Annotated in this window: 15 protein-coding genes and 1 tRNA gene; 12 read left to right on the forward strand and 4 right to left on the reverse strand. The window is 36.4% G+C overall.

The window, feature by feature from the left end:
* Nucleotides 1-10: 10 nt before the first annotated feature.
* From bcp to ACMT7R_RS11420, 3 genes are all read right to left on the reverse strand, one after another.
* The gene (bcp, locus tag ACMT7R_RS11410) at nt 11-517 is read right to left on the reverse strand and encodes a thioredoxin-dependent thiol peroxidase (RefSeq protein WP_415312044.1); all 507 of its coding nucleotides are present in this window, start codon (nt 515-517) and stop codon (nt 11-13) included.
* 77 nt (nt 518-594) lie between these two features.
* Nucleotides 595-1668, reverse strand: a complete 1074-nt coding sequence (locus tag ACMT7R_RS11415; protein ID WP_415312046.1) for a redoxin family protein — start codon at nt 1666-1668, stop codon at nt 595-597.
* Between the two features lie 74 nt (nt 1669-1742).
* Nucleotides 1743-1827, reverse strand: a tRNA-Leu gene (locus tag ACMT7R_RS11420).
* Nucleotides 1828-1926: 99 nt separating this feature from the next.
* On the opposite strand from ACMT7R_RS11420, the gene ACMT7R_RS11425 reads away from it, so the two are divergent.
* From ACMT7R_RS11425 to ACMT7R_RS11470, 10 genes are all read left to right on the forward strand, one after another.
* Nucleotides 1927-2163 (forward strand): DNA-directed RNA polymerase subunit N, encoded by a 237-nt coding sequence (locus ACMT7R_RS11425; RefSeq protein ID WP_148687024.1) that lies wholly within the window; start codon nt 1927-1929, stop codon nt 2161-2163.
* A gap of 6 nt (nt 2164-2169) precedes the next feature.
* Entirely contained in the window at nt 2170-3420 is a 1251-nt protein-coding gene (eno, locus tag ACMT7R_RS11430) for a phosphopyruvate hydratase (RefSeq protein WP_415312048.1), read from the forward strand.
* Nucleotides 3421-3758: 338 nt separating this feature from the next.
* Nucleotides 3759-4343, forward strand: coding sequence for a 30S ribosomal protein S2 (gene rpsB / locus ACMT7R_RS11435; protein WP_148687986.1), 585 nt, complete (start codon nt 3759-3761; stop codon nt 4341-4343).
* 8 nt (nt 4344-4351) lie between these two features.
* The gene (amrB, locus tag ACMT7R_RS11440) at nt 4352-5215 is read left to right on the forward strand and encodes an AmmeMemoRadiSam system protein B (RefSeq protein WP_415312049.1); all 864 of its coding nucleotides are present in this window, start codon (nt 4352-4354) and stop codon (nt 5213-5215) included.
* Between the two features lie 8 nt (nt 5216-5223).
* A complete protein-coding gene (gene mvk / locus ACMT7R_RS11445; RefSeq protein ID WP_415312050.1) occupies nt 5224-6300 on the forward strand; it encodes a mevalonate kinase in 1077 nt (358 codons plus the stop codon).
* Between the two features lie 170 nt (nt 6301-6470).
* Nucleotides 6471-7301 carry an isopentenyl phosphate kinase gene (locus tag ACMT7R_RS11450; protein ID WP_415312051.1) on the forward strand — a complete coding sequence of 277 codons (831 nt, stop codon included), beginning with the start codon at nt 6471-6473 and terminating at the stop codon, nt 7299-7301.
* A gap of 35 nt (nt 7302-7336) precedes the next feature.
* Nucleotides 7337-8458: a type 2 isopentenyl-diphosphate Delta-isomerase gene (gene fni, locus ACMT7R_RS11455; RefSeq protein ID WP_415312052.1), complete on the forward strand. Its 1122-nt coding sequence runs from the start codon at nt 7337-7339 to the stop codon at nt 8456-8458.
* The gene (locus ACMT7R_RS11460) at nt 8436-9443 is read left to right on the forward strand and encodes a polyprenyl synthetase family protein (RefSeq protein WP_415312054.1); all 1008 of its coding nucleotides are present in this window, start codon (nt 8436-8438) and stop codon (nt 9441-9443) included. The genes fni and ACMT7R_RS11460 overlap by 23 nt, the downstream gene beginning before the upstream one ends.
* Before the next feature lie 6 nt (nt 9444-9449).
* Nucleotides 9450-11345: a glutamate--tRNA ligase gene (gene gltX / locus ACMT7R_RS11465; protein WP_415312056.1), complete on the forward strand. Its 1896-nt coding sequence runs from the start codon at nt 9450-9452 to the stop codon at nt 11343-11345.
* A gap of 8 nt (nt 11346-11353) precedes the next feature.
* Nucleotides 11354-12223, forward strand: a complete 870-nt coding sequence (locus tag ACMT7R_RS11470) for a fumarylacetoacetate hydrolase family protein (protein WP_415312058.1) — start codon at nt 11354-11356, stop codon at nt 12221-12223.
* 81 nt (nt 12224-12304) lie between these two features.
* Here the strand turns inward: ACMT7R_RS11470 and ACMT7R_RS11475 are convergent, their stop codons facing one another.
* Nucleotides 12305-12610, reverse strand: coding sequence for a hypothetical protein (locus tag ACMT7R_RS11475; protein WP_415312060.1), 306 nt, complete (start codon nt 12608-12610; stop codon nt 12305-12307).
* Nucleotides 12611-12949: 339 nt separating this feature from the next.
* Here ACMT7R_RS11475 and ACMT7R_RS11480 point away from each other — a divergent pair, with 339 nt between their 5' ends.
* Nucleotides 12950-14143, forward strand: coding sequence for an NAD(P)/FAD-dependent oxidoreductase (locus ACMT7R_RS11480; RefSeq protein WP_415312061.1), 1194 nt, complete (start codon nt 12950-12952; stop codon nt 14141-14143).
* 603 nt (nt 14144-14746) lie between these two features.
* On the forward strand, nt 14747-15121 hold the full coding sequence (locus tag ACMT7R_RS11485) for an NADH-quinone oxidoreductase subunit A (RefSeq protein ID WP_148687015.1): 375 nt from the start codon (nt 14747-14749) through the stop codon (nt 15119-15121).
* The last annotated feature ends 29 nt before the right edge of the window (nt 15122-15150 follow it).

A 15150-nucleotide genomic window follows, 5' to 3' on the forward strand; every position in this document is an offset into this window, starting at 1 on the left:
AACGACTCATCTAATTGTTAACAGACTTAAAGTATTCTAAAACCTCTTTTGAATGTCCCTTTGGCTTTACTTTGTCATAAATCTTTACTATTTTGCCACTCGTATCGATCAGAAACGTAGATCGGTTGACTCCGTAGTATTCCTTTCCCATAAATTTTTTTAGACCAAATACGCCGAAATTTTTTGAGATATTATTATGTATGTCTGACGCAAGCATATAAGGGATTTTCATTTTTTCGCGGAATTTGACGTGTGATTCCTCCGTATCTGGACTGATGCCAATGATTTCAATATTGTCTGTTCTAAATTGATCATAGTCCCGGCTAAATTCTTCAGCTTCAATTGTACATCCGGGTGTAAAATCCTTCGGGTAAAAGTATACTATAATTTTTTTCTCTCCTATAAGATCCGAGAGTTTAGATGTTTTTCCTTGTATATCCTGGAATTCAAAATCAAAGGGCTTATCTCCTTCCTTGACGTTTCTACCGTCTGTTCGTAACTTATTTTCTTCTTCCATTATAACATCGAGTTAGCCTTGATCTCTTATTATCGTGTCTATTTACTTATTAAAGCCAATCCTGTCAATGAGTAGTGCTACCCAAAAACAAAAGTATAAAAAAAGAAATTGTCGGTCCTCGGAAGTATTTCTAGCTTGTGTATTTCATGATTTTTTGTTTTTACTATATTCATCAGAAAAGGCCATGTAATGTCTGCTGAACTGACTCCATCTACCAGTTTTGAATGGTATCCTAGCTGATTTTCACTTAAATACTTGCCATCAAGCATGATCTCTGCATTAGCTGGTTTACCATCAGTAGAACCGGTTATTATGTTGACGTTTGATGCAGAATTATACTTAAAAATGATAGATGGATTCTTATCCTTATGGTCCAGAGAAGCGCCTACTCCTTCCTTTCCCCAAAACCATTTTCCTTTCAAATAGACCACATTGTCCAATGCTTGAGGTACTTCGTTAAAAATATTATGTTCTTCAACTCTTACCTTTTGATTGTTCCCAAAGCGCCTAAGTCTAGTATAACCAACACAGATCTCCGGTGCCATCCCTGGAAAGTGTATACCGTACATTTTTGTAATGTTAGTTAGTTCGTTACTACTTTGGGAATTAGGTATGATGGCGTCGTCATTCTGGGAGGTCAAATCTCCAATATCAGACTGATCCTTAAATTCAGTTTCTTTTACAGAAGTGTCAGAACCTGAGATATCGAGTAAATCTGATAGCGCATCATCAAAATCTTCGGCAAGGCCATACCCGGGGTGCTCATATCTAACAAATCCATCCTTGTCGATAAGAATGTGTTTTGGCCAATAAGAATTTCCATATAGTTCCCAAGTCTTATTGTTTACATCCAAACCAGTAATGGTGTTCTCTAGGCCATACATTTTTAGAGCCCTAACTATATTCTCTTCTTTCTTTGCAAAATCATATTCCGCAGAATGTATCCCTATAACTTCTAAACCATAATTTTCATATTTTTTTTTTAAAAGTTCTATTGTAGGGATTGTTCTTAAGCAAAATATACATGTATATGTCCAAAAATCTAATAATATGACCTTACCCTTTAGGTCTTTTATGGAGCGGACTTTATTGTCGTTCCATTTTAGTATATCTTTATATTCTGGGGCGGGAGTAGCCGGAATAATATTCATGATCTAAAAACTATTCACTTCTTTGTAATTTATTCTTACTTTCTTGACTAGATTATACAATATTGAAACTTGTATGCGGGAGATGGGATTTGAACCCACGAACCCCTAAGGGATAAGGCCCTCAACCTTACGCCTTTGGCCAAGCTGGGCGACTCCCGCTTTAGAGATTTATTATCACAGCTATAATTTGAATATTCCCACTCAATTGACCATAATGTGGTTGAATGATTTTTATTATGGGGTTCGTTTTTTTATAATGTGCTTGTTCCGGTTAGATGCTTTACATGTGGAAAGCTAATAGCTAATATTTATAATGAATTTCTGGCCCAGGTAAAGCAAGGCGAAGAACCCAACAAAGTGATGGATTCTTTAAAGATCACCAGATATTGCTGCAGAAGAATGTTCGTTTCAAGTGTCGAAACCATTTATCAAGTTATACCTTATTATGAAGCTCTTAGAAAAAGACGCGCGGAGATACAATCTGAGATGGAATGATATCATTTGCCTGAAATCACATCCATAAGAGAAAGACTAGTCTTTAATAGCCGCGGCGATAAAACCATCGAGATAGATGTAACTTCTGACCACAAATTTACAGGGAGGGCCTGTGCCCCCTCGGGAGCAAGTGTGGGGAAGTATGAGGCACAGAGTTTTATTAACAATGATCCGGTTGCGACCCTCTCAAATTTTAAAAACATAAATAGAAAATTTCTAGGCCTGGATTCTTCGGATTTAAAAGGTTTACATGAAAAGATAAAAGAAATTGATACCTCTGAGAATTATTCAAACATTGGAGGATCGGTTGCTTACGCACTCACCATTGCAAGTATTGACTCAGCCTCCAAATCATTGGAAATTCCATTTTACAAAGTCTTGAATCCTAAAAATGATTCTGTTAATTTGCCTTATCCCCTAGGAAATGTTCTTGGTGGAGGTGCACATGCTGGCCCCGGCACACCTGATCTGCAAGAATTTTTAATATGTCCAGTCGTATCAAAAAACATTGAAGAAGCTATTACTTTGAATTCGAAAATACACAAGGAGTTAAAGAAGAGTATTGAAAAAATTGATCACAAGTTTACTTATGGTAAAGGTGACGAAGGTGGTTGGGCCCCTAATGTATTTAATGACAAGGCAATTGAACTAGTTGAAAGCGCAATTATTGAATGTGGTTATGATCCAAAAAGTGAAATTAGAATGGGCATAGACTTTGCTAGCTCATCCTTATGGAATCAGAAAAAAGGACTATATGAGTATGCAAGAGAAGGTGTTGCAAGAACCAGTGAGGAACAACTAAAATATGCCAGCGGTTTAATCCGTAACTATCATCTGATATACGCTGAGGATCCCCTTCATGAGGAGGACTTTGACAGCATGGCTATGCTGACTAAAGAGAATCCAAATTGCCTGGTAACTGGTGACGATCTACTTGTAACAAATAAGAAAAGGGTTAATATTGCTGCCCCAAAACATGCTTGCTCGGGTGCAATACTTAAAGTCAATCAGGCGGGGACACTTTATGACGCTATGGAATTTGCAAAAGAGTGCAACTCTAATAATATAAAGATAATTACATCACACAGATCGGGAGAATCCGTTGACAATCACATATCTCATATTGCTATTGCAACAAATTCGGTGATGATCAAGACAGGTGTGGTTGGAGGAGAAAGAGTTTCCAAGCTGAATGAATTGCTGAGGATTTCAGAGTATGGTTTAATAGAAGGAATGGCTAAATTGAGCAATGTATAATGAACATGAAATCTGAAGAATTGGATTCCACTCACGATTCTAATCTCAATAATAATAATAATTATTCAGATCCTGATGTCGAAAAAGAAGAAATACAAAATACATCACTAGGTAACGAGCAATCCACAAAAGAAGATTCTAGTGAAAAAGAAAATCAAGATGTTGGCTCTCAGGCATCAGAATTAGAAAAGAATGTCGAACTTGACGAATCGACAACAAATACGGAGACAACTACATCTAACTCTGAGGACCAGGGTGGTGAAAATACCAGTTATGCTAGTTCTGCAAACCCTGACGAAACTTCTGATTCTTTGGAAGATCCTAACAATCTTGAAAAAATGATTTTATCTACGGGTATAAGGGTAGGAACTCCGATCAAGACCAAATTCATGAGCTCCTTTATTACTCGTGCAAATCCGGAAGGATTGTATATTCTTGATATTAGCAAGACTTTAGCAAGAATAGACGTTGCCGCTAAATTCATAGGAAGAACAAATATCGCTAATGTGGCGGTAACCTCTGCCAGAGAATATGGTAAGACTCCAATTGAAAAGTTTTGTGAATTAACGGGAGCAAGAGGAATATTTGGTAGATTTATGCCTGGTACTTTTACAAATCCATCATTGCCAAAATATTTGGAGCCTGAAATTGTAATTGTCACCGACCCACAAGCTGATGAGCAAGCTGTGTTAGAAGCCACTAGAGCAGGAGTACCTGTTATCGCCTTATCCAATAGCGATAATATTACGTCAAAAGTTGATTTGGTTATACCTTCAAATAATAGAGGTAGGAAAGCATTAGCCACTGTTTACTGGTTGTTGACTAAGGAAGTTTTAAAAAAGCAGGGCAAGATTAAATCAGATTCCGAAATGCCTATGACAATTGATGATTTCGAAGCAAAGTTAGTTGAAGAATTAATTTAACTTAACTTTTGATTCGCGAACATCGTTATGGCGGCATTTTTTATCCCAAAGAATATGATAGCCTGATAAGGCAAATTGAAAAATTATTTAATATTGTATATTCATCCGCAGAATATAGTCAATTCTTAAGGATGGTTGAAGGTTACATCCGCAAGAAAAAAATTCTTAGCTTCATTGTCCCACACGGGTCTTATAAATATTCAGGCAATGCTTCTGCATATGCATACACACTCATTAAGGATATTGATTGCAGTAATTTTATTATACTTTCTTCTGATCATAGGGGAACCAGCCCCGGCATTTCCGTTACTGACGATGAGTATTGGAGTACACCGTTAGGGAACGTAAAGATAAATAATTCAATGACAAATGAGCTAATTAGAAAAAGTACGAAAGGATTTGTTAGTCTGGATTCCTTTTCGTTTGAAATTGATCATATTATTGAGACTCAGATTCCGTTTATTCAATCCCTTCGGAAAAAAAATTTAAAGTTTCTTCCCATCATACAGAAAAATCAGGACAAGGCAACCTCCATGAGATTAGGAAGGTTATTATCGTCAATAATTCCGTCGGATGAAAAAGTGATATTGATTTCTACCTCTAATCTTACACATTATTTGAGCCACGATGAATGTTGTAAGGTCGACAACCAGGTTTTAACAGAAGCGGTACGCATGAATATTGATTCGTTTTACCAAAAAGTGGAAAAGTATGTTCATATCATCTGTGGGTACGGATGTATCGCTTCGACTATAGAATTTTCAAAAATGGTTGGAAACTCAGATGCAATAATCTTAAAGCACATGACAAGTGGGGACAGTGATGGGAACAAATCCTCAGTCGTAGGATATGCTTCCATGGTTATGGTGTGAGAATGAATTTGATAAAGTCAAAAGATACAGAAACAACGACTTCCGATAGATATTCTTTTACCGTCAAGGCAATGGCTCCAGGCAAGGTTATTTTGTTTGGTGAACATTTTGTTGTTTACGGCTTTCCTTCGTTAATAGCATCTATCGAAAAATTCTTTAAGGTAACAATTCAGATACCAAACTCAAGTAATAGTACAATAAAAATAGAGTCTAATTTAGGGTTTACCTCAGTTAGACAAGGGTCGGAGATTCATATCAAACCTCAATCACTTGGCCCTAAATTTGGTGATGTTGTATCAAAATTATACAAGATCGTAGATTATCTTACTAATAGTAAAGTAATTCTTGGTAATTACAGTTTGGGCAAGTCATCTAACAATAATGATCTAATTATCAAACTAGAGTCAGAATTGCCATTAGGAGGTGGATTGGGATCTTCTTCTGCATTCTGTGTAGCATTATCAACATCATTGTATTATTTGGGTCATGCTTATCTTGACAAAAATACGATCTGTATCCAATCCATTAATGCTGAAAAAGTTATCAATGTTGATACTTCTGGGGCTGATTGTAATATCTGCTCCTTTGGGGGGTTAGGTACTTTTGATAAGGTAAATGGATTCAAAAGAATTTCAGTGAATCTGGATGACTTTGAATTTTTAGTAGTGGATACTGGTAAAGCGCACGATACTTATTCTATCGTGGAAAGGGTTTCGAAATTTAGAAAAAATAACACTAATTTGTTTAAAGATTTGTGCGAATCTTATCTACAGATATATGAAAAAGGGATTACAGCTATTCAAAAGCAAAATTTGCAAGATCTAGGTTATCTTCTCAATCAAAATCACAAGTTACTTTCAACATTGTCTATATCAAATCCCTTAATAGATAAAATAATAGAAACCTGTAATTACCATGGTGCATTAGGAACAAAAATCACTGGTGCGGGGGATGGAGGCTGTGTGCTTTCATTAATAGATAGAAAAGACAAGATGTCTGAAAAAATACTGTTAGAACGATTGAACGAGTTGGGACTGCGTTATTTCTTTACAAGAGTCGATAAGTTGGGCCTAAGGCTAATTTAATCTGACTTGCTCTTTATCAACTAGCCAACCCAATGGAAAATGTTATTTAATTATGCCAGCGCAGTCATAAACAAGATGCATGTTCCTCCATGTTTTTTGAGCTTTTATGAGACGTTTAAAAATATAACACACAATTAATAACGTCTTGGATTTTACTAGAGTAATACGTTATGATTGACTCTAATCTGGTAATAATAAAGATGGGTGGATCAGTTGTTACTTTTAAAGATGAGCCATTGATGCCAAATATGGAAGGAATAGAGGGTATTGCGAAAGTCCTTGTCGAGCTAAGAAAGAATTTTAGGATTATTCTTGTCCACGGTGGAGGGTCGTTTGGGCATTATTGGTCAGTCAAGTATGACATGCATACCAAACCCCTTCCTTACTCTGATGAAGGCATAGCAGTTGTTCATGAATCGATGATTAAACTAAATCATATTATTATTGAAAAATTCATTAAACTTCATTTAAGACCTTATACTGTTTTACCTTCTTCATTTATGTATAAAGGCCAAGGTGATGTAAATAAGATAAAAGAGCTTGCAGAAATGGGTGCTGGGAACGATTTGATACCGGTTACATTTGGGGATGTAATATATACCACGGAAAACAACTTTTCGATTCTGTCTGGAGATACGATAATGTCATTATTAGGTACGACTCTGCATCCTCGATATTGTATCTTTACTACAAATGTGGATGGGCTATACGGAAATCTTGATAATAAAGATTTGGTACCGAAAATTTATTTGAACAATTCAGGTGAAATAATTGCTACTGAAACCGAAGCGAATAGCAAAATAGAATCATCTTCCTCATCGTATGACGTAACTGGCGGGATGAAGCGAAAAATATCCGAAGCGATCCCTATTGCTATATCTGGATGCCAGGTACACTTGATTAGTGGTTTTAGGCCAGAAAGGATATTAGATATAGTTAATAATCGTGATTATGTTGGCACATGCATCAGCTTGAAATCGACAAGCCAATTAGCTCGCTGAATCTTTTGCTATCGAATCGGGGACAATGAAAGAAATTGGATAATAACAATAATCATAAGCTATCGAATGAAGAGCAAATTGAACAGATAAGAAGGAGAAAGAAAGAAGGAATTGATATCCCCCTTAATGAAAAAGTTCAAGGCAAAGAAAACTCTACTCTCTTTGAAGATGTATTGCTTATGCACAATGCATTGCCTGAAATTAACTATGATCAAATAGACTTGTCAACAATATTCTTGAACAAAAAATTTTCTGCTCCCTTGATTATTGATTCCATGACAGGGGGAACTGATGAGGCTTTCGTTATCAATAAAAGATTGGGAAAAATTGCCGAAACTTATGGAATCGGAATGGGTTTAGGCAGTCAAAGAGCAGGCCTCCGTAGTGACAAGCTGGTCGAAAGCTACTCAGTTGCTCGTACTGTGGCTCCGAATGCATTCTTGATAGCAAACATAGGTGGTGCACAATTGGCGGAAGGACTCTCTAAAGTCGACGTTTTACGCATTATAAAAATGATAGATGCCAATGCCTTGGCTATACATTTGAATCCCCTACAGGAACTGATACAACCTGAGGGTGAGCCCAAGTTTTCGGGGATATTGAATAAAATCTCTGAAATAATTCAGGAAATCGAGGTTCCGGTTATAGTGAAAGAGGTGGGATCTGGCATTTCACCTAATGTGGCAACAAGACTACAGCGAACAGGGACAAGTTCTATAAACGTCGCCGGATCTGGTGGTACGAGTTGGGCAGGAATTGAAAAAATAAGGGCTGACAATGTCAATAACTACATAAAGTCCAAACTAGGAGAGCTATATTGGGATTGGGGAATTCCTACTGCACTAAGTATTATATTGGTTTCAAGGACCGTAGAGATTCCTATTATATCTTCTGGTGGGTTGAGAAATGGATTGGAGATCGCCAAATCACTAGTCCTCGGTGCTCGGATGTGTGCAATGGCATATCCTTTTCTTAAGAAAGCGTCAGAATCTGAATCTAGTTTGGATGATTTCACCCAACTTGTTCTAGCTCAATTGAAAAGTGCAATGTTTTTGGTAGGTGCTTTAAATCTAGATGAACTTAGAAATACAAGATATATATTGAAAGACAAATTAGCAAGTATGTTGAATAGTTATGAGCTCAGTAGACGTAATTAGCGAAATAAACCGTGTCGCTTCTGAATTAAATAAATTTATTCTGGAAAACGTTTCCGGTGAGCCTACTGACTTGTATCAATCTTCACTTCATTACATTAAAAGCGGGGGCAAAAGACTTAGGCCCTTTATGACTATCAAATCTAGTCAGTTATTTGGGGGAACATTAGAACAATCATTACCTGCTGCATCGGCAGTAGAATTGATCCATAACTTTACTCTGGTTCATGATGATATCATGGATAATGATAATCTGCGACACAACGTGCCCACCGTTCATAAAGAATTTGGTATACCTCTGGCTATTCTATCAGGCGATGTTTTATTTTCAAAAGCATTTCATATTATTTCGTTTCTTGGAAAAAAATCTGGAATTGATGATTCGACTTTAGTTAAAATGATAGGATTGTTGTCTTCGTCCTGCATCGATGTATGCGAAGGTCAATCGATGGATATTCAAATGGCACAAGATAGCGATTTCTCATCGAAGGATTATTACATAAATATGATCAAAAAAAAGACCGCTGCATTGTTTCGTGTTTCCTGTGAGCTAGGGACTCTTTCGTCACAAAATTTTACACATAAAGATCTAGAAAACTTGTCAAGATTTGGAGAAAAAATAGGGATTTCATTTCAACTTGTTGATGATCTCATTGGAATACACGGTGATTCAAACGTAACCGGGAAATTTGTAGGAAATGATATTAGAGAAGGGAAAAAGACTTTACCAATATTGATAGCATTCGAACGTCTTGATTCCAAGGGTAAAGATTTATTGCGACAAGTATTTGGGAAGAAGGATGCTTCAGAATTAGAAATAAAACAAATTGTTGATAACATTGCTCAATTGAAAATTGATAAAGAGATACGAAATATTGCCAACGCTTATACTCAAGAAGCGTTTGAACATCTTCAAACATATGACAGTTCAAGAGCCAGAACATGGTTGGAAACTTCAGCGCGATATATTGTCGAACGGAGTCTTTAATTAACATTGATATCTGATGAAAAATTTGTAAATACTATCAAATTGATCGCATTGAAAAATGCGATAGAATTCGACAATAAGATAAAGTTAGACGTTGTTATTTCAAAGACGTTTTCCTATTCTAAATTCTTGGCCACTCCAAATGGCAATTTAAAAGATTATATCCCTGATATTAAGACAATTGTATCTGAACTAGAGCCTCTTTCTTTAGAGAACAAGAAAACTTTGTATTCCGAATTGTTATCTAAGGAGAATGATTATATGAGAGAGAACGATAAGTATGGTAAAGATCGGGATCGATCTCAAACTCATGTAACAAACCATGAAAATAGTGATGCTTCAAGGGAATCTAAATCAAAAGAGAATATTTTGGATTTCCAACTGCCAGATTTGAGTGATGCCGTAAAAGGTAACGTTGTAACACGATTTCCACCAGAACCTAATGGATATCCTCATATTGGTCACGCTAAAGCTGCCATAATAGACGAAGAATACGCCAAAAAGTACGACGGAAAATTGATACTTAGATATGATGATACGAATCCATTAAAAGAAAAAGTTGAATATTATGATGCTATCAAGGATGGACTAGACTGGCTAGGAGTAAAACCACAAATTATCAAGAATACATCCGATGATATAGAAAAGTTGTATGAATATGCACGAAAATTGATTCAGAAAAATTTTGCATATGTTTGCACCTGTGCTCCAGAAGTGATAAAGAGAAATCGCATAAATTCTATTGCGTGCAATTGTGTCTCAAATTCAGTTGAAAAGAACCTCCAACATTTTAATGAAATGGTAAATGGAAATTATGTCGGTGATAGAAGTAACGATACAGGTAGTGCCACCAGCTCCACTGCTATACTTCGATATAGAGGCAACATTTCCAGTTTAAATACCGCTATGCGGGACCCCACTCTCTTTAGAATAATCAAAGATGGTGATCACCCAAGGACAGGATCCAAATATTCTCTCTGGCCTACTTATGATTTTGCGGCTCCAGTCGAAGATAGCCTTGACGGCGTCACCCATGCAATGAGAACCAAAGAATATGAACTCAGAAATGAGCTGTATTATGCGATCTTGGATAATTTAGACTTGCCGAAGCCAAGATTGATCGAATTTTCTCGCCTTGAATTTGAAGGGATACCTGTATCAAAAAGAAAGATTACTCCGCTAATTGAAAAGGGTATAATTCAGAGATGGGATGATCCTAGACTACCAACGTTAATGGGGCTGAAGAGAAGAGGAATCCTGCCTGAGGCAATACGAAAATTTGTAATGTCTCTTAGTATTACATTATCTGAAACCAAGCCTTCAATTGAAATTCTAGAATCCTTTAATAGGAAATTAATTGATCCGATATCTCCAAGATTGTTTTTCGTCAAAAAGCCTATTAGAATATGTATTGATTCATTGGGTGTTGAAACTGTCGAAATTAAGAACCATCCAACAGTAGATATGGGTAAACGTAGGGTCGCTGTTGAAAATATAATTTATATATCTAACGATGATGCAATTAGAATTAAAACCGGAGATACATTAAGATTAATGGACTTATGTAATATAGAAATTCTAAGTAATGATGCATTAAAGAATGACAGCATCGGTGGCGATTCAAATGAGTGTGTCATTCATGCTATTAACAAGGGAAATGAGGTCAGTCATAAAATTCCCAAAATTCAGTGGGTTTCCGATAAGGATATGATTGAATACACCATTTTAAAACCCTTACCTTTGTATACTGGAGAAAGCTACAATGAAAATAATCTAGTTATAGACAAAGGATATGCAGAGTCTTATGTATCAAATTTACCTTTAGGCACTCAATTTCAGTTTGTAAGATATGGATTTTGTAAAGTTGATGACAAGTCAACTGCGATTTTTACTCATAGGTGATAAAATTCATGAAAATAGCAAGAGTTAGATTCAAAAATTCAATGGAAACATACGGTATAGTTTCCGACGATGGGAAAAAGATAATTACAAAAGAACAAATCCAGGAGGAAACTGGAATTCCAATCCCTCCGAGGATAAAAGAATTCTTATTTGGAGGCTGGATACCAGAGGTCAAAGAAACAGGAAAAGATCTAAAATTCGAACTTCCACTCTCAGAGGTAGAATTGCTAGCCCCACTTCCTAATCCTCCAAAAATTATTTGTCTTGCGTTTAATTATTATGATCATGCTCGAGACGCTGGTTTAACGCCATCTGAAGAGCCAGTTATCTTTTTAAAACCAAGAACTGCACTCAACTCGCCTTGTGGCGATGTTATTTCGCCTTCTTACGTAAAGAGACTTGACTATGAAGCTGAAATTGCGGTCATAATTGGCTCACGAATTAAAAAGGTAACTGAAGAGAATTCACTAGATGCTGTTTTCGGGTATATGATATTTCACGATGTATCTGCTCGTGATATACAATTCAGAGATAAGCAATTTACGCGGGGTAAAAGCATTGATACTTTTGCCCCTTGTGGTCCATGGATAACTACGAAGGATGAGATAAGCGATCCACAAAATTTACGAATAACAACCAAAGTAAACGGCGAAACGCGACAGAATTCATCTAGTAGTAATATGGTTATACCAATTCGAAAAATAATATCATCTTTAAGTAATCTGATAACAATTGAACCCGGAGATATCATATCTACCGGTACCCCCGCCGGAGTTGCAATGTCAATGAAAGAGCCTCGTTACCTCAAACACGACGACATTGTAGAAATTTCTATAGAAGGATTGGGAACTATACAAAATAGGATTTTATTTAATTAAGGATAGATTTTCGATAGAGCAATATAGTTATACAGTCAATAGATCTTAAACTGCCAAATCGTCATTGACTTTTAATACAATTTAGTTCTGCTTTTCTTTGAGTGCTATTCTTAATTCGCTTTCAAGGATGGAGATATATTCTTTATAAATAGCCAATAATTGTTCCCTAACATTGGCCAGCTGCATTGATGAGTTCAATGTTCTAACACAGCTATCGAGCGTTCTTTCTGTCACAAAATTTTCCATCTCAACCTTAAACCTTTTCACGATTTCTCTCTGTTCGTCACTAAGTTCTTCTATTGATTTTATTATATGTTGTAAATTTTCATTTAGAATTTTCGTCTCTCTGATCGGCTCGTCTTGGCTTCGTCCTCGTGAGAATATCACTATGCTAGTAATTAGCGCCCGTTTTTATTTAACTGTTAGAGCTATAGATCATAGAGTCACAATTTTTAAACTTATACTCCTGAAATAGACTTATGACTTGGTACGTGTCAACGCTAGTGTTATCTTGTTAATTGATCTGTGTCATCGTTTTGTCCTGATTTTTTTGTGATCATATTTTTCTGAGAATAGGGAATGACTAGCTGCAAGAATTGCGATTCAGAAACTATGCAATTTAAAATTGAAAGCATGACAGGATACAAGATTCTATTTATCAACCGCCATCGTTGTTCGCAAAACTATAAAACTATAATGCTGTGAATAAAATCTGAAGGAAATTCTTTGAGATATGATATTGCTATAGTGGGAGGTGGTCCAGCGGGACTCTCTGCGGCGTATTCTGCTTCAAAACAGGGTGCTAAAGTTGCCCTTTTTGAAAAGGATCCATCATTTGGTCATAATATAAGGACAAGCGGTGTAAGTTGGATCAAAGAAATGGAAAAGTATGAAGTCTCAAATGAATATTACAATCCTATAAGAAATTTTGAATTTATATCACCTAATAATGACATTGCCATAGATGGCAAAGAGGATACGGCTTGTGTTCTGGATGTGAGAAAAACTTACCAGTTATTAGCAAGCAAAGCTGCGGCGACAGGCGCTGATTTGTATGTAAAAAGCCAAGTTACTGATATTTCAAGGGATCCGATTTCTAAAGTAAGTACTTTAAAAATCACTACGACATCCGGTCGGGAATCCGTTGAATCACTTTTGGTAATAGATGCTTCCGGATTTGGCTGTTTTGCTGCCAGAAAATTGGGTTATGTAACCGAATGGAGAAGATACGGGGCGGGAGCAGAGTACGAATGTTACTGTGATAAAGTTGATAAATCAACACTTACACTAATGGTCGGGAGTAAGTATTCAGAAGCAGGTTATGCATGGGTTTTTCCCTTATCAGAAAACAGAGTGAGGATAGGAGTAGGCATTGGCAAACCTAACTCTCAAGTGGATCCTATAAAGAAACTGAATGGACTTCTTTCCGCAAAGGTAACTCCTCTTGATCGTTTGGGTAAAATTCAACCTTTGGAATTTCACTTTGGTCTAATACCTAATCAGGGGCTTAGGACTAAAAGCACATACGACGGTATGATTTTGGTGGGTGATACAGTTGGCCAAGCAAATCCACTAGTTTTGGAAGGGATCCGATACGCTATTGAATTTGGCAGATTGGCCGGAAAAGTTGGGGTAGATTCTCTCTCATACAACTCGAGCTTGGAATCTTTAAAACAGTATGAAATGGCTAATAAGAAATCACTAGAGAAAAAAATAAATTCCGCACTCAAAGTCCAGGCACGATGGCTTGGTCTATCGGATTCTGAATGGGACAAAGAAATCGAAATCATAAAAGGATTAACCATTGATGAGTTTCTCGATTTCATAAAATCAGACTTCACCACGTCCAAAATGCTTAAAGTTGCTTTAAACCATCCGAAATTACTGGCAAAACAATTATTCAATCTCGTTCTCAAGTAATAAACCTGTGCCTGACATTAGTATTGAATCAAGTATTTTCGTTGTAAAGAGTCTTATCATTGAGTACTAACCTGTATTTCGAACTGGTTCAGCCATAGATGGTTTTAGTCAATCTCTTTAAGATTAGAATATGACACAGTATGGAAGCCTTAAACCATCCACGAGGGGACCCTCAGTTTGGGATCCTTAGAACTATGGACTATTCGACTTCCCTCGAATGCCTTTTAAAAATTATGTACATAATTAATTAGATACCATATACGTCTTATGAAAAATTAGCACTTCATGGTGCAAAGTGACCCCAGTGACACCAATTTCTAATGAATTACCCTTAAATATCTAATATAAAAGAGAATTGAACATGAAGAATTCTATGCGGTGCATGGTTGAGCTTTTCCCACAACTCTAGTGGTAGAATGGTATCCCACATGTTTAGTGACTTTTAAAATCACACGTCTATAAAATACCGTAAATACACCTCATATTTCTCTAATCAAGGGACTGCCCCGTTAGTAAAAATTGTCCAATTACATGATGAATTTTCAATGGGGAAATGAATTAATATAAAGATATTTATATCTTCTATTCTCAGCCAATTTTAATTTGGCAGGAGAAACCGCGACTCAATTTCTTCCAATCTTATATTTATTTGGGTTTGGAATTTTAGCTGGAGTCCCTTCGATAGTCTTATCTAGACTACTAATGACAAGAAGGAGGCATAATCCAGTAAAATTTCTGCCTATGGAATGTGGTCAAGTTCCTTCGGGAGAAGGACGATCACATTTTATGATGCAGTATTATTCGTATATCCTTATGTTTGTTGTTTTTGATGTAATGTCGATATTTCTATATGCATGGGGAACTACCTTCTTTTCTATACCTAAAGAGGCAACGTTGCCAATGATCGGTTTCCTTGGAATCATGTTCGCTGCGATGGGTTATGCCCTGTTCTTGGCTGGGAGGAAAGGTATATGGTAAATCATAGAACCCCAATAGGTATTAATAAC

Origin of the sequence: Candidatus Nitrosocosmicus sp. FF01 (genome assembly GCF_047711275.1) — an archaeon.
Lineage (GTDB): Archaea > Thermoproteota > Nitrososphaeria > Nitrososphaerales > Nitrososphaeraceae > Nitrosocosmicus.

Coding starts and splice junctions, on each gene's coding strand:
- rpsB (WP_148687986.1), top strand. CDS start 3,759: ATGATTTTATCTACGGGTATAAGGGTAGGAACTCCGATCAAGACCAAA.
- bcp (WP_415312044.1), bottom strand. CDS start 517: ATGGAAGAAGAAAATAAGTTACGAACAGACGGTAGAAACGTCAAGGAA.
- ACMT7R_RS11415 (WP_415312046.1), bottom strand. CDS start 1,668: ATGAATATTATTCCGGCTACTCCCGCCCCAGAATATAAAGATATACTA.
- ACMT7R_RS11470 (WP_415312058.1), top strand. CDS start 11,354: ATGAAAATAGCAAGAGTTAGATTCAAAAATTCAATGGAAACATACGGT.
- ACMT7R_RS11460 (WP_415312054.1), top strand. CDS start 8,436: ATGAGCTCAGTAGACGTAATTAGCGAAATAAACCGTGTCGCTTCTGAA.
- ACMT7R_RS11450 (WP_415312051.1), top strand. CDS start 6,471: ATGATTGACTCTAATCTGGTAATAATAAAGATGGGTGGATCAGTTGTT.